This window comes from Chryseolinea soli, from assembly GCF_003589925.1.
Classification (GTDB): domain Bacteria; phylum Bacteroidota; class Bacteroidia; order Cytophagales; family Cyclobacteriaceae; genus Chryseolinea; species Chryseolinea soli.
The window spans coordinates 5,641,976-5,662,588 of record NZ_CP032382.1; the positions used below are offsets into that span (position 1 = coordinate 5,641,976).

Genomic DNA, 20,613 nt, shown 5'->3' on the forward strand with positions numbered 1-20,613 from the left:
ATCACGGTTTGTAAAAGGGGAAGAGTGGTTTATCTTTAACGTTTGGAGATAAACCCCTTTCGCATGCGCAAGACCGCTCTGTTTTTCCTGCTTTTAGCGACCAGCTCATTCCTATTTGCCCAGCCCAGACCTAAGAAGACTTCAGGCAACCCGTTGTTTCCCGGCTGGTATGCCGACCCGGAAGGCGTTATCTTCGGCAACACCTACTGGATCTATCCCACCTACTCCGACGTGTTCGACCGCCAGGTGTTCTTCGATGCGTTCTCATCGCCCGACCTGGTTCATTGGACCAAACACGAGCATATTCTCGACACCGCCCGGGTGAAGTGGGCGCGTCGTGCCCTGTGGGCACCGGCCGCCGTGGAGAAAGACGGGAAATATTATTTGTTCTTCGGTGCCAACGATATTCAGAGCGACGCTGAAAACGGTGGGATTGGGGTGGCCGTTGCCGATCAGCCGCAAGGCCCTTTTCAGGATCTGCTGGGCAAACCCCTCATCGGGAAATTTCAAAACGGTGCGCAACCCATCGACCAGTTTGTTTTCAGAGACAAAGATGGCACCTACTATATTATCTATGGTGGCTGGCGCCATTGCAACATGGCCAAACTGAATGACACCTTCACTGCCATTGTTCCCTTTGAAGACGGAACAAGTTTCAAGGAAATTACTCCGCAGGGGTATGTCGAAGGCCCGGTGATGTTCATGAAAGATAACCGGTATTATTTCATGTGGTCGGAGGGAGACTGGGGCGGCCCCGACTACTCCGTGGCCTACGCCATGGCCGACTCGCCCTTCGGACCTTTTAAACGGATCGGCAAGATCCTGCAGCAGGATGCGTCGGTGGCACGCGGCGCGGGTCATCATTCCATCATGCATGTGCCTGGCGCGAAGGACTGGTATATCATTTATCACCGGCGGCCGCTCAGCGAGAAAGACGCTAATCATCGCGAGACCTGCATCGAAGTCCTGCAGTTTGATCCGAATGGACTGATCAAGCCCGTGCGGTTAACCGTTGCGGGAGTGAAGCCCCAAATCATAAAATAGCAGTGGACGTAGTGTCGCCGAACAAAGGCGATCTCAGAAAAGCGCGAGTTGGCTTGCCGTATCCGGTTGTGCCTTCTTCTCTGTCAATTGTATGGGCTTTGTGATCCGGAACACCGGCGTTTCCTCATAGCGCGTGGCAATAACGATCTTGGTGTTGCGGGCATTGCGCCGGAACAAATCTTCCACGATCTGCGGGTGATTGTTGTGCTTCGATAAATGCGACAACAACAGGTGGCTCATGTATTCCGGACGATGGTGCGTGAACAGGCGCAGCGCCTGGGCGTTGGAGAGGTGTCCGCGTTCGCCGCGAATGCGATTCTTCAAGTGGATAGGGTAGCGGCCGTTGTCCAGCATCTCGTCGTCATAGTTGGTTTCCAGGAAGGCGGCGTGGCATTGCTGGAAATGGTAGATCACATGCTTGCACGGCGTGCCGATGTCCGTGAATACGCCCACCTTCACTTGTCCGTCCGTTACCGTAAAGCTGTGGGGGTCGCAGGCGTCGTGCAGTTTGGGAAAGGCGGTGACCGACAAGGTGCCGATGGCCATGGGGCTGTAGGCGGCAAAGGGCTGGATCAGGTGCTCGGCCATCTTCAGTTTGCCTTCGTGTAGCGTAGGCGTGGTAATGTAGGCCGGGATGTTGAATTTCTTGACCAGTTGTGTGAGCCCATGAACGTGGTCGGCGTGTTCGTGGGTGACGAAGATGGCGCGTACTTTCCGCATGTTCAGGCCGAGGCGTTTCATGCGCTTCTCTGTTTCGCGGCACGAAATGCCGGCATCCACCAACACCGCATCGCTATCGTTCCCGATGTAGTAGCAATTGCCGTTGCTTCCCGAATTTAAAGATGAAATGTACAGGGCCATAAGACGCGACAAGTTAGCAATAGCACCACACTCTATTTTCAACTTCCATGATAAAAATTTCCGACAGACGAAGCCGCTCGTCGTGCGAGCTTGTCGGTGGGCTCTGGACCAAAACGATCCTCCCTGAGATTAAACGGGGATAGAAAATCAACGTTTTAAAAATTAGTAAGTCATTTTAAATCAGATAGTTATGCGTGGATATAAAAAATATTTAATCATTTGATTAAAATATTTGACTAAATCCGAAACCAGGCTTTACCTTTGTCGTACAATTGCATCAGACATGGCCAAAAAGAAACCAGTAGAAGCCGACGTTTCCACGGAAGAAAAGATTAAGGAAGCCGCCCGTAAGGTGTTCACCCAAAAGGGATTTGCGGCCACGCGCACGCGCGACATTGCCGAAGAAGCCGGCCTCAATCTGGCGTTGCTGAACTATTACTTCAGGAGCAAACAGGCGTTGTTCGATATCGTGATGATGGAAAAGTTGCAATTACTGTTTGGCAATATCTTCCCGGTATTGAACGAGGAGGTCACGACGCTGGAAAGGAAGGTGGAGCAGGTGGTGCATGCCTATGTGGACATGCTCAGCGCCAACCCAGACCTGCCGCTTTTTGTGCTGAGTGAAATTCGGGCCGATCCCGAGCGGTTTGGCCAGCGCATCCAAGCGGGCAAAATTTTGCGCGATTCGTATTTTATCAAACAATTGCGGGAGCGACGTCCCGACCTGCACCCCCTCCAGTTTGTGATGAGCCTCATGGGCATGACCCTCTTCCCGTTTATCGGGCGGCCGGTACTGCAGGCCATCGGCTCGCTGAGCGCGAAAGAATACCAAGCCCTGATGGAGGAACGGAAGACGCTGATCCCCAAATGGGTGGCGGCCATGCTGAAAGTGAAGTAGTTTTTTTTGACCCGGAATTAATCAAATGATTAAAACAAAAAAATAATATGACGACGATCTCCACCTTGCGATCCCTGGTCATGGTTGCGCTGCTGCTGGCCTCGCTGGCCGGCCACGCCCAGTCGCTCACCCTCGACGAATGTTATGCGATGGCCGAGCAAAACTATCCGCTCATCCAGCAGCGCGAACTGATTGTGAAGAGCAAGGAGTACTCCCTCAACAATGCCCAGAAAGGTTACCTGCCGCAATTGGCGATCAATGGCCAGGCGACGTATCAATCCGATGTGACGCGGGTTCCTATCGATGCGCCAGGGTTCCGTGCGCCCCTCATCAGCAAAGATCAATACAAGATCTACGGCGAGGCCACCCAGACGTTATTTGATGGCGGCGTCATCCGCGAGCAACAAGCCAACCTGGAAGTGAATGCAAAAATAGATGAACAAAAATTGGAGGTGGAGCTCTATAAATTGAAGGATCGCGTGAACCAACTGTTTTTTGGAGCCTTGATGATCGGTGAGCAATTGAAACAAAACGACCTGCTCATCCAAGACCTGCAGAATGGCATCGCCAAAACCGATGCGGCAGTGGCCAATGGTACAGCACTCAAAAGCAGCCTCAACGTTTTGAAGGCGGAGTTGCTCAAGGCCAGGCAGCGCGCCGTGGAGCTGAATGCCACCCGCGTAGCCTACACCGACATGCTGGGACTGTTCATCAACCGCCCGTTGGGCGACAGCGCAACGCTGGTGAAGCCAGCGGCTCCCGTGGTGGAACAAGAGATCCGCCGTCCCGAAATGCAGTTGTACGCCTACCAGGATCAGAGCACGGAAGTGCAGTACAAAATGCTGTCGGCGCGCAACCGTCCCAAGATAAGTCTCTTCTTGCAAACCGGTTTTGGCCGTCCCGCCCTGAACATGCTGGACAACACTTTGAAAGGCTATTACCTCGGAGGCATTCGCCTGAATTGGTCGCTCGCCGGGCTGTATACCAGCAAGGGCGACCGGGCCCTCATCGACCTCAACAAAAGGAACATCGACGTACAACGGCGCACCTTTCTGTTCAATACGAACATGACCTTGCAACAACAAAACCGCGAAGCCGCCAAGTATCAACAACTGCTGGCGTCGGACGACGAGATCATCGCGCTGCGCGTGAGCGTGAAGAACGCCGCTTCGGCCCAATTGGAGAACGGCGTGATCGACACCAACGACTACCTGCGTGAAGTGAACGCCCAAGACCAGGCGCAACAGGGCAAGATCCTTCATGAGATCCAATTTCTCCTGGCCCAATACAATCAGAAAACCACTACCGGTAATTAACCTTTATAACATTTCCATATGAAACGAATCGCATACCTCGCCGCCCTTTTGATCACGGCCTGCACAGGACACAAAAACGACTTCGACGCCTCCGGCACCTTTGAAGCGGTGGAAACCATCGTCTCCGCCGAAGCGACGGGCACCCTCAAGATGTTCAACGTCGAGGAAGGCCAGGACCTGAAGGCCGGGGAGATCGTGGGTGTCATCGACAGCGTACAACTGTATTTGAAGAAAAAACAAATGCAAGCCCAGATCGGCGCTGTGCTGAGCCGGAAGCCCAACGTGGCCAAGCAACTGGCCGCCCTGCAAGAGCAGTTGAAGCAAGCCGAGCGCGAACAACAACGCCTCACGCGCCTGGTGAAGGCCGACGCGGCCACGCAAAAACAATTGGATGACGCCACCACACAGGTGGACGTGGTAAAGAAACAGATCGAAGCGCAACAATCATCGTTGGGCATCACCACGTCGAGCCTGACCGAAGAGGCATCGCCTATCTTTGTGCAGGTTGCCCAACTGGAAGATCAACTGGCCAAATGCAAGATCGTGAACCCCGTCAACGGCACGGTGCTGACAAAATATGCGGAAGCCAATGAAATGGCCGTCGCGGCAAAACCGCTGTATAAGATTGCAGATTTGTCGACCATCATCCTGCGCGCCTACATCACGGGCGACCAGTTCGCGCAAGTGAAACTCCATCAAAACGTGAAGGTGCAGGTCGACGATGGCAAGGGAAATTACAAAGGATACGCCGGCACCATCGAATGGATCAGCGATAAGGCGGAGTTCACCCCCAAGACCATCCAAACCAAAGACGAACGTGCCAACCTGGTGTATGCCGTGAAGATCAACGTGAAGAATGACGGCTTTTTGAAGATCGGCATGTACGGTGAAATAAAATGGTGATGTCCATGGAAGCCGTCATCGTCAATGCGCTCTCGAAAACCTATGGACAGGAAGCCCCGCGCGCGGTGGACAACGTGTCGTTCACGGTGAGCAAGGGCGAGCTGTTCGGACTGATCGGTCCCGATGGTGCCGGCAAGACCAGCATCTTTCGCATGCTCACCACCGTGCTGCTCCCCGACGGCGGGTCGGCTTCGGTGGATGGCCTGGACATTGTCAAAGACTACAAAGAGATCCGTAACCGGGTAGGGTATATGCCGGGAAAATTTTCCCTCTATCCCGACCTCAGCATCGAAGAGAACCTTGATTTTTTTGCCACCGTGTTCAACACCACGGTAAAAGAAAATTATGATCTCATCAAAGACATCTACGTTCAGATCGAGCCTTTTAAAAAGCGGAGGGCTGGGAAATTGTCGGGTGGTATGAAGCAAAAACTGGCGTTGTGCTGTGCCTTGATCCACAAGCCTTCCGTGTTGTTCCTGGACGAGCCCACCACGGGCGTGGACCCGGTTTCGCGCAAGGAATTTTGGGAGATGCTGAGGCGACTAAAAGAACAGGATATCACCATCGTCGTGTCGACACCCTACATGGATGAAGCGACGCTGTGCGATCGTATCGCCCTCATTCAAAATGGAAAGATATTGGGCATCAACACGCCGGCCAACATTGTGGCTTCCTATCCCGACACGCTCTACGCCCTGCGCGCGGAACCGATGTATGCGCTGTTGCAGGCCGTCGAACGCTATGCGCACACGCTCGACAGCTATGCCTTCGGAGAATATATGCACGCGTCTTTCACAGGCGACGTGCGGGAGGAAGACGTGAAAACCTACCTCCGCCAACAAGGCATCGCGGACGTGGAAATGAAAAAGACAACGCCCACCATTGAAGACTGTTTTATCAATAAACTGAAAAACTGATATGGCCGAAACCGTCATAAAAACCGATAAGCTCACGAAGCGTTTTGGTGATTTTATTGCCACCAACAGCATCACGTTCGAGGTGCACAAGGGGGAGATCTTCGGTTTCCTCGGGGCCAACGGTGCGGGAAAGACCACCGCCATGCGCATGTTGTGCGGCCTCTCTAAACCCTCGTCGGGGAGTGCACAGGTGGCGGGGTTTGATGTATATAAACAGACCGAACAGATCAAGCGCAACATCGGCTACATGAGCCAGAAGTTTTCGCTTTATGAGGATCTCACCGTGTTGGAGAACATCCGTTTCTTCGGCGGCATTTACGGGTTGAGCAACGCCGACATCAAAACCAAAAGCGAAACACTCCTGGCACAACTGGGCATGGAAGACGAAGCCAGGAAATTGGTTGGCTCTTTACCGCTGGGATGGAAGCAAAAGCTCTCTTTCTCCGTGGCCGTGCTGCACCGACCCAAGATCGTTTTCCTGGACGAGCCGACGGGCGGCGTAGACCCCGTGACCCGCCGGCAATTCTGGAACCTCATCTACGCCGCCGCACAAGACGGCATCACCATTTTTGTGACGACGCACTACATGGACGAAGCCGAATACTGCAACCGTATTTCCATCATGGTCGATGGAAAAATTGAAGCCCTCGACACCCCGCGTGCCCTGAAGCAACGCTTCAACACCACCACGATGGACGACGTGTTCTACCAACTGGCCCGTGGCGCCAAACGAAACGAATAACCCCGACACCCGTGAAACAATTTTTAACCTTTGTCCGGAAAGAATTTGCACACGTGCTGCGCGACCGGAAAACGCTGCTGATCCTTTTCGGCATGCCCGTGGTACAGATCCTCATCTTTGGCTTCGCACTGACCAGCGAAGTGAAGAACTCGCGCGTGCTCATCGTGGATAACGCCAACGACGTGGCATCCCGACAACTGCTGACCAAGATCGAAGCGAGCCAGTATTTCGAAGTGGATCGCTCGGTCATGAGCCCCCTGCAAATGGAGGCCGCCTTCCGCGAAGGGGAAATCAAGATGGCCATCGTGTTCCCCGCCAACTTCAACGAAGACCTGCTGCATCAAAACCAGGCCCACGTGCAAATCGTGACCGACGCATCCGATCCCAACACGGCCACGTCACTTACCAATTATGTATCGTCCATTATCCAGGATTACCAGGCCAGCCTCAACCAAACGCTGTCCGTTCCGTTGCGTATCCTTCCGGAAACGCGTTTCATTTACAATCCTCAACTCAAGGGCGTCTACAACTACGTGCCGGGCGTGATGGCGTTGGTGTTGATGCTCGTCTGCGTGATGATGACGGCCGTGTCCATCGTCCGCGAAAAGGAGACGGGCACGATGGAAGTGCTCTTGGTGTCGCCGTTCAAGCCGGTATTGGTTATTCTTTCCAAAGCGGTGCCTTACCTCATCCTCTCCCTGGTGAACGTGGGGACTATTTTGTTGATGAGCATTTTTGTGTTGGACTTGCCCGTGGCGGGAAATCTATTGCTGCTGCTGGCAGAGAGCACGCTGTTCATCATCACGTGTCTGACACTGGGCATTTTTATCAGCATCAAAACGAATTCACAACAAGTGGCCATGCTTATCTCGCTCATGGGCATGTTGCTGCCCACGATGCTCTTCAGCGGGTTTATGTTTCCGATCGAGAACATGCCCTGGCCCTTGCAGATCATTTCCAACATCGTGCCCTCGAAATGGTATTACCTGATCGTGAAAGCCGTGATGATCAAAGGCCTGGGCTTTAGCGCCATCTGGAAGGAGACGCTGATCCTCGCCGGCATGACGCTGTTCCTGTTTGTTGTCAGCCTCAAGAACTTTAAAATACGCCTCGCATGAGAACGATCTTTTTCCTGCTGCAGAAAGAATTCAAACAGATCTTCCGGAACCGGGCCATCCTGGTCATGATCTCGGTCATGCCCGTCGTGCAACTCATGGTGCTGCCACTGGCGGCCAACTATGAAGTGAAGAACATCAATCTGTGCGTGGTAGATCACGACCACTCCACAACGTCTCAGAAACTGATCAACAAGATTACCTCCTCCGGCTATTTCAAACTCACCGGAAACGCCTCCTCATTCCACGAAGCCTTTCCGCTCATGGAGTCCGACGCGGCCGACCTGATTCTGGAAGTGCCACAGCATTTCGAGCGCAACCTCGTGCGCGAAGATGAGCAGAAGCTTTTCGTGGCGGTCAATGCCATCAACGGCACAAAGGCCAACCTGGGAGGGGCCTATCTGGGTTCCATTATCCGGGACTACAACCGTGAGATTCGGTTGGAGTGGAATGTGCCGGGACGTTTCAATGCGGCCCCCCTGATCGACATCTCGTCGTCGAATTGGTTCAATCCCTTGTTGAACTATCGCGTGTTCATGGTGCCGGGCATATTGGCTATCCTGGTGACCATGATCGGTGGATTTCTGACAGCCCTGAACATCGTGAAAGAAAAAGAGGTTGGCACCATCGAACAGATCAACGTAACCCCCTTGCGTAAACATCATTTCATCCTGGGGAAACTCATTCCGTTTTGGGTGTTGGGCAATGTGGTGTTCACGCTGGGCCTGCTGGTAGCCTGGGCCATCTATGGGATCGTGCCGGTGGGAAATTTGATCGTGCTGTATGTTTTTGTGGGCGTATACCTGCTCGCGGTGCTGGGCTTTGGTTTGCTGGTGTCCACGGTCTGCGAGACGCAACAGCAGGCGATGTTCATCATGTTTTTCTTTATGATGATCTTCATCCTCATGGGCGGACTCTTCACACCCATCGACAGCATGCCGGAGTGGGCGAAGCTCATTTCCCGGTTTAACCCGGTGAGCTATCTCATCAGCGTCATGCGCATGGTGGTGTTAAAGGGAAGCGATCTGTACGACGTGCGGATTCACCTCGGCATTGTAGCACTGTTCGCCGTGGTGTTGAATGGATGGGCGGTGTTGAACTATAAAAAGACAAGCTAACATCATCACCGTTAAGCCTTACCGCACAAAGGCAAAACGCATGATGTTGCCGTTCTGGATCTCGTTCCCTTCGTTCGAAATATACAAGTGCCCGACATCGTCGAAGGCAATGCCTTCCGGCTGATTGAAGTACTTGGGATCTAACGCATAGGCCGCTTTTGGCTTCCAGCCCGCATCGGCGATCAGCAAGGTCTTATGCACCGAGGAGAGGATATACCATTCTCCCGTCAACGGATGAAGGGCCAGCGCCGAGGGTTGAAACGCACGCCTCACTTTGCCGGCCAACGAGGACATCCCGCTAAGGTCGATCTGGAAGGATGTTACCTTCGACCCCGAGCTGTCGGCCAGGTCGAGCGTGTAGCCTTTGATGATGTGCTTTTCCTTCCCGCATTTTTTGCAGAGCGTATACAACTTGTTATCCGTTTCCAGGGCGCAGAGGCTTTCGTATTCGCCTTTCGGAAACACGTTTTCCCACTTCCGGGCTTTCACCTTTTTTTGTTTGATGCTGTCGGAGAAAGAGAACAGCGTGCCATCGCTGCGCAGGGTGTAGATCAGGTTTTTGTAGACGGCCACGTCTTCGAAGTCGCCGTTCTTGGAGAACTTGGTGGCATAGGCTTTCTTCTTGTCGATGGGGAAGAAGAACAGGCGGCCGTCTTCGTCGTTGATGGCCAGCACCGTGTCAGGGTTGCCGTGATGGAAGGCGATGCCGGAGATCTCGAGCAACGATTCGCGCATAATGATCTTTTCCGGCGCCGAGAAGTCGTAGCCGGGTGGGCTGTTGTACCGCTTTAGTTCGCAAGAAAAGAGCAGCAGCAAACAGAGGGCGGAGAGGAGCCCATATTTCACAGAATGTGTTGTCTTGTTCCTCACGGTGTGCGAAGGTACTATTCAGGGGTCAAATCACCAGAAAAAAATTGCCGCTAGAAAAGTGACAGAGCGTGTTGTCCTGCATCCCGGCGACATTCAGGATCAAGGTTGACGGCCATTAAACGGAACGCATTAGTTAAACCTGTACCCGATGTAGAGTCCAGGTCCCTTGGCATAGGTGGGCACAACGGTGAGGTTGCTGTTCTTATTTTTCCAGTGGTAGCGATGGGTCAGGTAGGCGATGTTCGTGGAGAGTATACCAATGCCGGCCCCGGCAAACACATCAGACACCCAATGGCGGTTGTTCATAATGCGCATGGCACCCACGGTGGTGGCCATGCCATAGGCGCCGATGGTATACCAGACGCTCTGATCGCCATACTCTTTTGCCATGAACGTGGCCGTGGCAAAAGCCTGGGCGGTGTGGCCCGAAGGAAATGAAAATTCGTCTTTACCGTCGGGACGTTCTTCGTGTGTGATCGATTTGAACGAGAAGGTGAGGGCTGCCATGATCATCTCCGATTTTACCAGCAACAGCGTCCGGTTCCGGAAATCGTTTTTCCCTTTCACCCCCGCGATGTTCAGTCCGTAGACGATCGCCACCGGTGCGTGCATGAGGTAGTTGTCTACCTTGCTGTGAAAGTTGGGCATGATGTTGTTGCGCTCCTCCCGGATCTCGTAGCGGTTGATGACGTCGTCGCTTTTTGCGGAATAGACACCCAGTCCGATCAGGAGGGCAGGTACTTTTACGGCGTGGAGCAGCCGGTATTCTTTTTTGGCTTGGGGAGCATCTTCCTGTAGCTGCAGGTCCGGAGCCGGTTCGCTGGGTTGTGGCTTGATCTGGGCGAGAGCACCCGACGAAAGGCAAAGGGCGGCAATGAGCAGAGAGGAAAACTTCATAACCTCGAAAATAACGATTTTTAATGTGATTGCAAAAGTAGTGCAATCGACACCGGCCGGCAACGACATTTCAGTTTGAAAAGCACGAGGGTGGAATTGATGCCACGTTTTGCTGCGTGGCCTATAAAATATTAACTCGTGTTCAATTTGTTGAAATTACAAGCATTTACATGCCATCCCAATCCTGCCCGGCATACCCGGCATTCAAAGACTGACCCAATCTCACACGATCACATAGTTGCGGTATTCCCCCAGGCGGCGGCCGGTCGTCTTCTCGACCCATTCCTTGACACGGTCTTTCAGGCTGAGGCGGACACGGCTTTCGTCGAACACGAAATCCCAGGTCAGGTTGGCGATGCGGCGGTGCATAACTTGCGGGTGGGTGTCCTGGAACCGCTCGAGCCGATCGATCTCCGAGTAGTCGAACTCGCTGGTGCGGGGGATGTTCTGGTCGATCCACTCGTCGCTGTGCCAGTAGCGGTTAAACGACACCTGTTTGTTTTGCATGGCCTTGGGCTCGCGAACATAGCCGTAGTGGAAGATGGACGCGGGGATGTGTTTCACCTTCAGCTTCCGGTTGGGCAGGATGCGGAAGCCCTGGGCATCGCGGTAGGAAAAGATGTCTTTCCGGTTGCGGATCACACGGACTTCACGGCGATACCAGCGGTAGGAGGTGCCCACATAATCGTAGGAACCATAAAAATGTACATAGTCAAAAAGCAACCCTTCGACTTCGTGATCGTCTTTGTAGCGTTGCATGTTTTCGCGCACGGCGTCGATATACTTTTCGTGCATCACTTCGTCGGCCTGGATGTAGAAGGCCCAGTCGGCGGTGGGGTCGATGGCCCGGAAGGCTTTGTCGGTTTCGATGGCGAGCACGCGGCCATTATCCCGCACGTTGTCGTCCCACACGGTTTCGATGATCCGGATCTTGTCGGAGGGAATCGAACGGATCAACTGCAACGTGTCGTCGTCGGAGTTGCCCACGGCGACCACCATCTCCGTGCACAAAGGCAGGATGGACTGTATGGCTTCAACGACCGGATAGTCGTATCGTATCGCATTGCGTACAAATGTAAATCCACTCACTTTCATGGGGGGCACAGGGGGTAAATGAGAGGGTACGCAAATTTCGATATTTATCGTGAAGTAGTCACGTAATTTTTTTTCTTTTCTAGTGTTGATCAACGAATAAATGTGTAATACCGGCGTCCTCGGTCAGGCGTTTTTTCTAAGCGTTGCCAAAACGAAAATGTCGCCTGGAAATTTCAATCGTGTGTCTGAAGAGCTCGGTCAATCGCGAAAGTTTTGGGAGGATTGAGCAAACTTTTTTTAAGCGGTTTTACGGGCACGGTGAATGGAGTATTTCTTTACTCACAGGGGAGACTTTTCAGACGGGTCACAGGTTTTGTCGCTGATGGATGAACGGATTGGTGTTCCAACCAGGAACAGATTTTTTAAGGAAGGGGTCGATGGAGTCTGGTCCCATGAGGTACATGAATCGCTCCCCCTGGTGAGGAAACTTTGAGCGCCGGAATTCGTTTTATTACCACAAATACCGGGCAAACGGACGGGCAAGGCAAAACCCATAAAATTAGCGATCTCATCCCGGTAGTATTTGAAGGATTGAATAAAATATAGTTATATTAATGTTACGTTTCTATTCAAAAAATACGTTTTAGGAAAAGTACCCCCCAAACGACTAGCCGGCCAGCGGGCAACGACGAGTGTCTTATGGACGGTGTTCGAAATGAAACTATTCAACCACCACGGTGCTTTTGAACTATGGAAAATTATCCGCGCTTTGAATTTTCAGACCCCCTGGGGAGCGATCCCTTGGAATTTTTTGCCAAACATGGATTTTTGCATTTCAACAATTTCATCTCCCGCGAAACGGTGAGCGATATCCGGGCGGAAATCCGTGTGATCGAAGACAAATTTGTGGAGCGGCAAGTGGAAAAGATCAACGGCGTTCCGATCAAATACGGGACCGACGTCGATGGACGCAAATTTATCCAACGCTTCCCTTTCAGTTCGCAGCAGAGCCCGCTCCTGAACGAGTTCCTGCAAGACCCCCGCCTCCAAGCCTTGTTTCCCCTGCTGGGCGACGATGCCGAAAATCCGCGGGTGGGCCACAACGAAAAGGACGGTCTGGTTGTCAATCACTATATCAACACCGAACTCAGCAAATTCATACGGATGGGCTGGCATACCGATTGCCTGCGCGACGTCTTTTATGGCAAGAAGATCATGCCCATGCTCAACGTAGGCATTCACCTCACCGACGCCAAGCCCGGCCAGGGAGGATTGCGTATCTTGCCGGGGACACACAAACAAACGATCTTCGGCGTGCTCTTTAAAAAACCATACTTCCTGGATCACCGCCCCGACAAGAACGAGGTCGGACTGCAAACCAGGGCGGGCGACCTCACGGTGCACGACGGCCGGCTTTGGCACCGCGTGGCGCAATCGACCGTCATGGGGGAGCAGAGCCGCCGCCAGGTCATGTATGTACCCATCATCAGCGGCGCGTATGCTATCAAGAACGAGAAAAGTCCGACGCTGATCTATCAGCATTTTCAAAACATGGTGAGGTAGCCGGGAATGAAGCAAGCGATCATTACGGGCGCCAGCAAAGGCCTGGGAAAAGCCTTGGCTTTAGAGATGGCCTCCCGCGGATACGAAACCTTATTGGTGGCCCGGTCCGCCCCGTTGCTCGAGACCCTGGCCGCCGAGATCTCCAGCCGGTTCAACGTGAAGGTGCACACCCTTACACTCGACCTGGCCCAAAACGAAGCCTCCCAAACCGTCTACGAATGGTGTCAGGGCGCGTCCTTCCAACCCACGGTGTTGATCAACAATGCGGGCTATGCCTGTTGGGGATATTTTCATCGACTGCCCTTGAGCAGCCAGTTGCCCATGCTCGACCTGAATGTGCAGGGCATGGTGTCGCTGACCCATCGCATCCTCCCGATACTCCAAAAGCAACCCCAGGCCTACATCCTCAACGTATGCAGCACATCGGCATACCAGCCCGTTCCCACGATGGCGCTATACGCTGCAAGCAAAGCATTTGTGCGGTCCTTCACGCGGTCGTTGCGTTACGAGCTCCGGAAGGGACCCGTATCCGTCACTTGTTTGAGCCCCGGGCCCATGGCCACGAACTTTATTGCCCAGGCCAACATGCAGGCGATGCAGGCGACAGCGCAGAAGTTCGAGATGAAAGCCGACGACGTCGCGCGCCGCGGGGTGAAGGCCATGTTTGCCGGCCGGGCGGAAGTCATTCCCGGGTGGATGAATGCCCTGAGTGTGGGCTTTTCCAAAATCTTACCGGACGCGCTGTTGGAACGGATTGCCAACAACTTGTATGAATCAAAACTATAAATTCCGGAAATCCTTACCTTTGCGAGCTTGAAATTTCCATTGGCAGATTAGATATCTATAGATGTGAAAAAGAACTGGAAATATGCGTGGGGATCGCCCGCTTTCAGAACCCATTTCATTCTGACCTTAGTCGCGGGCATTGCACTGGCGATCTTCGCCGATCGTTTCTTTCCCTTCATCCAACAACGCCCCGGCCACCTCATCGGCGATCCTGTGCTCGACTGGCTCCCGTCGTATGACCTGTCCGCTTATATTTTTGCACTGCTGTACGTCGGGGTTATTATCGCCATCGGCACGGCCGTGAAGACCCCCGAAGTTTTGCTCACCGGCTTGCAGGCCTATGTGCTGCTCAGTTTCATGCGCATGTGTACGTTGTATTTCATCCCGTTGGAGCCGCACCCTGGTATCGTGGTGTTAGAAGATCCCTTCATCGGCTTTTTCTTTTACGACAATGGCGTGATCACTAAAGATCTTTTCTTTTCGGGACATGTCTCGGCCATGTTACTACTCTGCCTCACGGCCACGGGACGGAACCTAAGGATGTTCCTGGCCGCCGATGCCCTGGCGATGGCCATCTGCATGTTGTTCCAACACGCGCACTACACCGTGGACATTCTTGCCGCTCCGCTCTTTGTCTTGCTTTGCGTCTACATTGCCGGACGCCGGACGGTAACGACCGAGGCCGTTGCCGTAAGAAACGAATCGTGAACCGCCCTCCGCCCTTGTTGGTGAAGAACACCAACAAGGGCGAAGAGGGTTTGATCAATTAAAAATGGCCACCAGCAGATAGGTCGCCGTGCTAAGTAGCATGACTGCAAAAAAGATTCCACTCCAGAGCCGAAGGACTAGCTTGTTCCAAAAATAGGTCAACGCGTCCTCGTTTTTTTCTTTTTTGAATTTGTCCGCCAGCCCTTTAGTCCTCAGCCATTGTATTACCGCGTATAGGGATACCGCTGTTCCGATGACCTTCACAAATCCAAAGGATTCCAAATGGAAGAAGATCAATATGTCTCCTACGAGGAACAATAGAAATCCTATGTAAAAAATCAGTCTTGGGGTGGGAGTCATGTATTTATTTGATTCTTCGCGGCTATTTCGCCGGGCGTCCGAAACTTGTTGGTGAGGAACACCAATGAGGGTGGCAGGTAACTGTTGTTGGCGCCGAACACCAACAACAGTCAAATAAAATCGATCTATTTCAAATGCGACCGCAGCATCCACGCCATCTTCTCAAGACCTTCCATGAGGCCCGTGATATAATCGCTGGTGCCGGCGTCGCCGTATTCATTGGCAAAGCGGTTGATGTTTTCGCGGAGTGTGATGATGATGGTTTCGTGATCGGTGAGGAGCTCGCGCAGAAAGCCTTGAGAGTCATTTTTCTCGCGGACTTGTTCGGTGAGGTGGGTCAATTGCAGAAAGTCTTTGAGGGTAGAGGGGGCGTAGTGGCCCAGCGAGCGGATGCGCTCGGCCACGCCGTCCATGACTTCGTCCAGTTGGTTGTACTGGGTTTCGAAGAAGAGGTGCTGGCTATGAAAGTCGGGACCTTCTACGTTCCAGTGGGCGCGACGGGTCTTTGTGTAAAGCACAAAGATGTCGGCCAGTAGTTTGGACAATTCCTTGGCTACGCTTGCCAAGTTCTCTGCTTTGATTCCAATGTTCGTTTGCATACGTGTAGAGGTGATTTATGGGTTGGAAATATACTTAATTCGGTTTTGCGTTTAGCCGTGGCGTTGTTTGCGTTTAATTCAACACGGCTTCACAGTTCATTCATGTGGTTTTATTTCTTTCACCGTGCCATCGGCGTAGCCCGCGATCACGAGGTTCACCATGGTGTTGACAAACAAGCCGGTGGCCACTACGCCGGGAATGCTGCGGATGGCAGCGTCCAATTGCACCGGGTCTTCAATCGCGTTGAACTGGCAGTCGGCGGTGAAGTTTCCGTTCTCGCTAATATACTGTTGATTTCCGTTGCGCCGAAGCCGCGGCTCGCAGCCGAGGGCTTTGAGATGGTTTAGGGTGAGCTCCGCAGCAAAGGGCAGGATCTCTACCGGCAAGGGAAATTTGCCCAGGCGTTCGACGAGTTTGGACGAATCAACAATGACAATAAATTTCTTGCTGTTGTAGGCCAGGATCTTTTCGCGGGTGTGCGCGCCGCCGCCGCCTTTGATGAGGTGGCCGTGGCGATCGGCTTCGTCGGCGCCGTCGATGTAGAGGTCGATGCTATCGATGGAGTTGAAGGGAACGATGGGAATGTTCATGTCGTGGGCGAGTTTTTCGGAGCGTTCCGAACTGGCCACGGCCCGGATGGTGAGTCCCTGTTTTATGCGTTCGCCGATCTTTTGAATAGCATAGAACACCGTGGAGCCGGTGCCTAATCCTACCACCATGCCATCTTGTACATAGCGCGCCGACCATTCGCCGGCATGTCGTTTAGCGTCGTCCATACGGATTTGAAAAAGTGCGAACTAAAGGTAAGGGGTGGCGTGTAAAAAAAGGCTTGGCCGTTGAGAATTTTTACCGCCCACCTTCTCCGCCACTGGCGGATTCGGCGGACGAGCAAAGTCAACGTAATGCAGTAACTAGAAATTCTTTGCCTGCCCGCCTTCTCCGCCAGTGGCGGAGAAGGCGGGGTGGTTAAACGCATCTCCACACCACATCTACAAACCAGTGCCGGCTATCCTGGAATTGTTCAAAACTCCTAAACCCCGACCGCTCAGCCAGTTGCTGAATTTCCGTCAAGGAATATTTCTGAGAGATCTCCATAAACATCGGCTCGCCCTGCGCAAAGTGGATGGCGTGTGGCCCGATATGTACCCGCTGTTCGCGTTGACTCACCAGGTAGCTTTTGCAGGAGCCCGTTTCCGGGTCGTACATCGGATAGTGCACAAATTGCTCCAGGTTAAAGTCGGCTCCCAATTCGCGGTTGATGCGCTTCAGCAGGTTTAGGTTGAATGCCCGCGTGATGCCGGCTTTGTCGTTGTAAGCATCCAGGATGACCTGCGGATGTTTCTTCAAATCAAATCCCACCAACAACAAATCGCCTGGCGATAATTGCTTTCGCAGCGCTTTGCAAAACCCCAGCGCTTCTTGCGGGGGCACGTTGCCGATACTGGCCCCCATAAACAACACAACCTTTTGTTTGTCCGAGCGCAGTTTGGCTTCCTTCAACATGTCGAGGTAGTCGCCCGGCAATCCTTCCACGCGCATGCCCGGGAATTTGAGGGGCAACGTCTTCTCCAGGGTTTGGATGATGCTTTCGGAGATGTCGATGGGAAAATAGGTGTAGTCGATACCCCTGGCCTGGAGCTCGCCCAGCAGATAGCCCGATTTGGCTGTGTCGCCGGGGCCCAGTTCCACCAGGTCGAAGTCGGATGTATGGTTGCAGATCAGGGTGGCAATATCTTGTACCTGATGCTCGAATATTTCCTGCTCGCAGCCGGTCAGGTAATATTCCGGGCACTGCATGATGCGTTGAAAAAGCTTGTCGCCCTCGGCATCATAAAAGTATTTGGCGCTAAGCGATTTGGAGGATGCGGTGAGGCCGTGAATAACATCTCGATAGAATTCCTCGCGCGCGGCCTGCCGGTTCTTTAATCGGGTGTAGTGATCGGTTAAGAAAGGTATGGTCATAAAATTTGTTCGGGGTTATTGTGCCAGCCGGATGCCGGTGAGCTGCCAGCGCTGGTGCGGATGAAAGAAATTTCGATACGATATGCGGCTGTGGCCGGGCGGGGTGAAGGCGGAGGCCCCGCGCAGAACCTTTTGGTTCACCATAAACTTGCCGTTGTATTCTCCTACTGCACCCGGTGCCCGTGCAAAACCGGGATAGGGGAGGTAGGCACTTTCGGTCCATTCCCAACGGTCGCCCCAGGCAAAATTGGGCGCGGCCGCTTCCCATTCAAATTCTGTGGGCAGACGCTTACCGGCCCAGGCGGCAAATGCCGCGGCTTCGTAGTAGCCGATGTGTGTGACGGGTTGGTTTAGGTCGAGCGGAAGCAGTCCCCGCAGCGTGTAGCGGAACCAGGCGCCATCCTGTTTGTACCAATACAATGGGGCTACAATACCGTTGGCTCTCACCCAATCCCAGCCCTCGGCATGCCAGTGCGCAAAGTGGGTGTAGCCGCCGTCCTCCATAAACTCCAGATAGGCCGCGTGCGTGACGAGCGCCGGGGCGATGCTGAATGAAGGAAGAAATACTTTGTGACGGTTTAATTCATTGTCATAACAAAATGAATCACCCACGTGACCGATCTGATACATCCCTTCTTCCAGAGTGATGAAAGGGGCCGATGCGTGCGAGGGTGTCTCGCAAAATTCCAGCGTGTGATCCTCGGTGTATGCCGGCAACAGCGGATTGTGGCCGAGGATGTATTTGATGTCCGTCCACAACAACTCCTGGTGTTGTTGTTCGTGATGACATCCCAGGGTGATCAGGTCCATGATCGTCGTGGGCAGGGGTTCATTCATCCAGGCCATCATGGCGGCATCGACATGCTGGCGGTATTGATAGATTTCCGCCACCGTGGGCCGGCTCAGGTTTCCGCGTTGGGTACGGACCACGCGTGCACCAAGACTTTCATAATAACTATTGAAAACAAAATTGAAATTCGCATTAAATTCCTGGTAGCCCTCCCGGTAGGCTTTCAGCAAAAGGGTTTCAAAAAACCACGTGGTGTGCCCGAGGTGCCATTTGGGCGGGCTCACGTCCTCAACCGGTTGCACCACATAGTCTTCGGTTTGTAGCGGCGCGCATATCTCTTCCGTTAATTTGCGCACGCGTATATAGGTTTCCCGTAGTGTTCTCATCCCGGGCGATGATGCCATTATTTTTTCAGAAAGTAGCGCTTCGGTCATAAAAAAAACTTTTCAAACGTTGTCCAGGGTCATAAAAAGATTGTTGAGCGATTCCGAAAAAGTAGGGTGGGCAAAAATGCCGTCGCGAATTTTTTCGTAAGGGAGCTTTCCCATCATCGCCACCTCCAGCACCGACATGATCTCACCCCCGTTGGGTGCCAGGATGGAAGCGCCGAGGATTTCATGCGTGTCCTCGTCCACGATGGCTTTCATCATGCCACGCGTTTCTCCGGTCTCGATCCCGCGTGCCACCTGCGACATGCTGAGCTTGGCCACTTTGATGCGCCGCCCGTTCTCGCGGGCCGCTTTTTCGGTGAGGCCGATGCGGCCCAGCTCGGGGTCGGTGAACATGCAATACGGCACCAGCCGGTCCTGCACCGAAAGCCCAGCCTTGTCCAGCAAGTTGCGCGAAACAACGAGATAGTCATTGTAGGAAATGTGCGTGAAGGCCGGCCCCTCTCTCACATCACCGAGTGCATAAATTCCTTTTACGGAAGTTTCCAGTCGATCGTCGGTCTTTATAAAACCTTTTTTTGTGAGAACAATTCCGGCGCGCTCGGGTTTTAATTCACTGAGATTCGGGATGCGTCCGGAAGCAATCAGCCAGTGCGAACCGGTGATGGTTTGGGATGGGCCATCGGCGGACAATGTCAATTCCACCTGACCATCGGAAAGGCGTTTTGCTTTGGTGACCGTTGCCCCAAGGCGGATCTTAATGCCTTCCATTTCCAGGATATTTTTCAATTCGCCGGCAATGTCGTCGTCCTCTTTGTTGAGCAGCGCAGCGGAGCGATCCAGGATCGTCACCTGGCTGCCGAGGCGCCGGAAGAGTTGTCCAAATTCCATGGCGATGTATCCGGCGCCGAGAATAACGAGGTGATCCGGAACGGTTTTCAGGTCCATGATCGTAGTCGACGTGTAATAGGGCGTGTCATTCACCCCGTCGAGTGCGGGTATCTGTGGCGATGCGCCGGTATTGATGAAGATGAAATTGCCTTCCACTTCCGTGAACGTTCCATCGGGGTGATGAACGGTCAATTTTTTTTCGCCAGTGAAGCTGGCAGCGCCCGTGATGAGGTCAAGGCCGTTTGTTTTGCGGAGCCACTCTTCCAGGCGCGCGCGTTTGGCCGTTACGATCCTGTCTTTGCGTTGTATCACGGTGGCCATATCGACCACGGGAGAGGGCATCTGAATGCCCAACGCCGCCGAATGTCGTGCCAGGTAGGCTCTGCGGCCGGAAGCTATAAGCGTTTTGCTGGGCGTGCAGCCGTCGTTCACGCACGTGCCACCCACCCAACGCTTTTCGATCAGGGCAGTTTTCCATCCGGCCTTTGCCAATCGAGCAGCAAGGGGAGAACCGGCTTGACCCGATCCGATAATAACGGCATCGTATTTCATCATGGTTAGGGTTTGAGAAGCGTGCAAGATGCGAAAATTGCTCCGGTCGTGACTAAGCTCGATCCTCAAAAAGCGTTGTACAAAATAGCGTGCCACAAATTGCGTTGACTTAAAGGAGTTCAAGCATCGCTATCCGCGCGCCGGAAAGATGCTTGAGCATCAAGGTAAAATCGCAGTTTCGAATTTTCTTCGCGGCAGATGATGTCCGCGTCAAAGTAAAAGGCTAGTGTGGAAGCTGTGGAATTTATTACACACCTGATTTTTGATGAATTTAATTCGAGGTCCCGACGATGGAA

Annotated in this window: 21 protein-coding genes; 11 read left to right on the forward strand and 10 right to left on the reverse strand. The window is 53.2% G+C overall.

Annotated features, from left to right (window positions below):
* Positions 1–63 precede the first annotated feature (63 nt).
* Positions 64–1,044 carry a glycoside hydrolase family 43 protein gene (locus D4L85_RS23750; protein ID WP_119756652.1) on the forward strand — a complete coding sequence of 327 codons (981 nt, stop codon included), beginning with the start codon at positions 64–66 and terminating at the stop codon, positions 1,042–1,044.
* A gap of 33 nt (positions 1,045–1,077) precedes the next feature.
* Here the strand turns inward: D4L85_RS23750 and D4L85_RS23755 are convergent, their stop codons facing one another.
* Positions 1,078–1,905 (reverse strand): MBL fold metallo-hydrolase, encoded by an 828-nt coding sequence (locus tag D4L85_RS23755; protein WP_119756653.1) that lies wholly within the window; start codon positions 1,903–1,905, stop codon positions 1,078–1,080.
* Positions 1,906–2,188: 283 nt separating this feature from the next.
* On the opposite strand from D4L85_RS23755, the gene D4L85_RS23760 reads away from it, so the two are divergent.
* From D4L85_RS23760 to D4L85_RS23790, 7 genes are read left to right on the forward strand one after another with little or no spacing between them, the layout of a single operon-like run.
* Complete coding sequence (locus tag D4L85_RS23760; RefSeq protein WP_119756654.1) at positions 2,189–2,803, forward strand: TetR/AcrR family transcriptional regulator; 615 nt, start codon at positions 2,189–2,191, stop codon at positions 2,801–2,803.
* 47 nt (positions 2,804–2,850) lie between these two features.
* A complete protein-coding gene (locus D4L85_RS23765; RefSeq protein WP_119756655.1) occupies positions 2,851–4,119 on the forward strand; it encodes a TolC family protein in 1,269 nt (422 codons plus the stop codon).
* 18 nt (positions 4,120–4,137) lie between these two features.
* Positions 4,138–5,022, forward strand: a complete 885-nt coding sequence (locus D4L85_RS23770) for an HlyD family secretion protein (protein ID WP_119756656.1) — start codon at positions 4,138–4,140, stop codon at positions 5,020–5,022.
* 5 nt (positions 5,023–5,027) lie between these two features.
* Positions 5,028–5,939, forward strand: a complete 912-nt coding sequence (locus D4L85_RS23775) for an ABC transporter ATP-binding protein (protein ID WP_119758913.1) — start codon at positions 5,028–5,030, stop codon at positions 5,937–5,939.
* 1 nt (position 5,940) lies between these two features.
* Entirely contained in the window at positions 5,941–6,681 is a 741-nt protein-coding gene (locus tag D4L85_RS23780; protein WP_119756657.1) for an ABC transporter ATP-binding protein, read from the forward strand.
* 11 nt (positions 6,682–6,692) lie between these two features.
* Positions 6,693–7,799 (forward strand): ABC transporter permease, encoded by a 1,107-nt coding sequence (locus D4L85_RS23785; RefSeq protein ID WP_119756658.1) that lies wholly within the window; start codon positions 6,693–6,695, stop codon positions 7,797–7,799.
* On the forward strand, positions 7,796–8,914 hold the full coding sequence (locus D4L85_RS23790) for an ABC transporter permease (RefSeq protein WP_119756659.1): 1,119 nt from the start codon (positions 7,796–7,798) through the stop codon (positions 8,912–8,914). Before D4L85_RS23785 ends, D4L85_RS23790 begins: the two co-directional genes overlap by 4 nt.
* Before the next feature lie 18 nt (positions 8,915–8,932).
* On the opposite strand, the gene D4L85_RS23795 is transcribed toward D4L85_RS23790, so the two are convergent.
* From D4L85_RS23795 to D4L85_RS23805, 3 genes are all read right to left on the reverse strand, one after another.
* A complete protein-coding gene (locus D4L85_RS23795; protein ID WP_119756660.1) occupies positions 8,933–9,760 on the reverse strand; it encodes an SdiA-regulated domain-containing protein in 828 nt (275 codons plus the stop codon).
* A gap of 153 nt (positions 9,761–9,913) precedes the next feature.
* The gene (locus D4L85_RS23800; RefSeq protein ID WP_160143954.1) at positions 9,914–10,681 is read right to left on the reverse strand and encodes a phosphatase PAP2 family protein; all 768 of its coding nucleotides are present in this window, start codon (positions 10,679–10,681) and stop codon (positions 9,914–9,916) included.
* A 222-nt stretch (positions 10,682–10,903) separates the two neighbouring features.
* Entirely contained in the window at positions 10,904–11,776 is an 873-nt protein-coding gene (locus tag D4L85_RS23805; RefSeq protein WP_119756662.1) for a glycosyltransferase family protein, read from the reverse strand.
* Positions 11,777–12,466: 690 nt separating this feature from the next.
* Here D4L85_RS23805 and D4L85_RS23810 point away from each other — a divergent pair.
* The 3 genes from D4L85_RS23810 (at position 12,467) to D4L85_RS23820 (ending at position 14,773) form a co-directional block, all read left to right on the forward strand.
* The gene (locus D4L85_RS23810) at positions 12,467–13,279 is read left to right on the forward strand and encodes a phytanoyl-CoA dioxygenase family protein (RefSeq protein WP_119756663.1); all 813 of its coding nucleotides are present in this window, start codon (positions 12,467–12,469) and stop codon (positions 13,277–13,279) included.
* 6 nt (positions 13,280–13,285) lie between these two features.
* Positions 13,286–14,065: an SDR family NAD(P)-dependent oxidoreductase gene (locus D4L85_RS23815; RefSeq protein ID WP_119756664.1), complete on the forward strand. Its 780-nt coding sequence runs from the start codon at positions 13,286–13,288 to the stop codon at positions 14,063–14,065.
* Between the two features lie 63 nt (positions 14,066–14,128).
* The gene (locus D4L85_RS23820; protein ID WP_119756665.1) at positions 14,129–14,773 is read left to right on the forward strand and encodes a phosphatase PAP2-related protein; all 645 of its coding nucleotides are present in this window, start codon (positions 14,129–14,131) and stop codon (positions 14,771–14,773) included.
* A gap of 54 nt (positions 14,774–14,827) precedes the next feature.
* Here the strand turns inward: D4L85_RS23820 and D4L85_RS23825 are convergent, their stop codons facing one another.
* The 6 genes from D4L85_RS23825 to D4L85_RS23850 form a co-directional block, all read right to left on the reverse strand.
* The gene (locus tag D4L85_RS23825; RefSeq protein ID WP_160143955.1) at positions 14,828–15,286 is read right to left on the reverse strand and encodes a hypothetical protein; all 459 of its coding nucleotides are present in this window, start codon (positions 15,284–15,286) and stop codon (positions 14,828–14,830) included.
* Complete coding sequence (locus D4L85_RS23830; RefSeq protein ID WP_119756667.1) at positions 15,259–15,732, reverse strand: Dps family protein; 474 nt, start codon at positions 15,730–15,732, stop codon at positions 15,259–15,261. Before D4L85_RS23830 ends, D4L85_RS23825 begins: the two co-directional genes overlap by 28 nt.
* Positions 15,733–15,828: 96 nt before the next feature.
* Entirely contained in the window at positions 15,829–16,509 is a 681-nt protein-coding gene (gene rpiA, locus D4L85_RS23835; RefSeq protein WP_119756668.1) for a ribose-5-phosphate isomerase RpiA, read from the reverse strand.
* A gap of 190 nt (positions 16,510–16,699) precedes the next feature.
* Positions 16,700–17,695 (reverse strand): L-histidine N(alpha)-methyltransferase, encoded by a 996-nt coding sequence (gene egtD, locus D4L85_RS23840; RefSeq protein ID WP_119756669.1) that lies wholly within the window; start codon positions 17,693–17,695, stop codon positions 16,700–16,702.
* Positions 17,696–17,710: 15 nt separating this feature from the next.
* On the reverse strand, positions 17,711–18,871 hold the full coding sequence (gene egtB, locus D4L85_RS23845) for an ergothioneine biosynthesis protein EgtB (RefSeq protein WP_119758914.1): 1,161 nt from the start codon (positions 18,869–18,871) through the stop codon (positions 17,711–17,713).
* Between the two features lie 60 nt (positions 18,872–18,931).
* The gene (locus D4L85_RS23850) at positions 18,932–20,320 is read right to left on the reverse strand and encodes a mercuric reductase (RefSeq protein WP_119756670.1); all 1,389 of its coding nucleotides are present in this window, start codon (positions 20,318–20,320) and stop codon (positions 18,932–18,934) included.
* Positions 20,321–20,613 lie beyond the last annotated feature (293 nt).

What these genes read in the sequence shown, in the direction of transcription:
- D4L85_RS23750 (WP_119756652.1), top strand. Translation starts at nt 64, where the DNA reads ATGCGCAAGACCGCTCTGTTTTTCCTGCTTTTAGCGACCAGCTCATTC.
- D4L85_RS23755 (WP_119756653.1), bottom strand. Translation starts at nt 1,905, where the DNA reads ATGGCCCTGTACATTTCATCTTTAAATTCGGGAAGCAACGGCAATTGC.
- D4L85_RS23760 (WP_119756654.1), top strand. Translation starts at nt 2,189, where the DNA reads ATGGCCAAAAAGAAACCAGTAGAAGCCGACGTTTCCACGGAAGAAAAG.
- D4L85_RS23765 (WP_119756655.1), top strand. Translation starts at nt 2,851, where the DNA reads ATGACGACGATCTCCACCTTGCGATCCCTGGTCATGGTTGCGCTGCTG.
- D4L85_RS23770 (WP_119756656.1), top strand. Translation starts at nt 4,138, where the DNA reads ATGAAACGAATCGCATACCTCGCCGCCCTTTTGATCACGGCCTGCACA.
- D4L85_RS23775 (WP_119758913.1), top strand. Translation starts at nt 5,028, where the DNA reads ATGGAAGCCGTCATCGTCAATGCGCTCTCGAAAACCTATGGACAGGAA.
- D4L85_RS23780 (WP_119756657.1), top strand. Translation starts at nt 5,941, where the DNA reads ATGGCCGAAACCGTCATAAAAACCGATAAGCTCACGAAGCGTTTTGGT.
- D4L85_RS23790 (WP_119756659.1), top strand. Translation starts at nt 7,796, where the DNA reads ATGAGAACGATCTTTTTCCTGCTGCAGAAAGAATTCAAACAGATCTTC.
- D4L85_RS23800 (WP_160143954.1), bottom strand. Translation starts at nt 10,681, where the DNA reads ATGAAGTTTTCCTCTCTGCTCATTGCCGCCCTTTGCCTTTCGTCGGGT.
- D4L85_RS23805 (WP_119756662.1), bottom strand. Translation starts at nt 11,776, where the DNA reads ATGAAAGTGAGTGGATTTACATTTGTACGCAATGCGATACGATACGAC.
- D4L85_RS23810 (WP_119756663.1), top strand. Translation starts at nt 12,467, where the DNA reads ATGGAAAATTATCCGCGCTTTGAATTTTCAGACCCCCTGGGGAGCGAT.
- D4L85_RS23815 (WP_119756664.1), top strand. Translation starts at nt 13,286, where the DNA reads ATGAAGCAAGCGATCATTACGGGCGCCAGCAAAGGCCTGGGAAAAGCC.
- D4L85_RS23830 (WP_119756667.1), bottom strand. Translation starts at nt 15,732, where the DNA reads ATGCAAACGAACATTGGAATCAAAGCAGAGAACTTGGCAAGCGTAGCC.
- rpiA (WP_119756668.1), bottom strand. Translation starts at nt 16,509, where the DNA reads ATGGACGACGCTAAACGACATGCCGGCGAATGGTCGGCGCGCTATGTA.
- egtD (WP_119756669.1), bottom strand. Translation starts at nt 17,695, where the DNA reads ATGACCATACCTTTCTTAACCGATCACTACACCCGATTAAAGAACCGG.
- egtB (WP_119758914.1), bottom strand. Translation starts at nt 18,871, where the DNA reads ATGAGAACACTACGGGAAACCTATATACGCGTGCGCAAATTAACGGAA.
- D4L85_RS23850 (WP_119756670.1), bottom strand. Translation starts at nt 20,320, where the DNA reads ATGATGAAATACGATGCCGTTATTATCGGATCGGGTCAAGCCGGTTCT.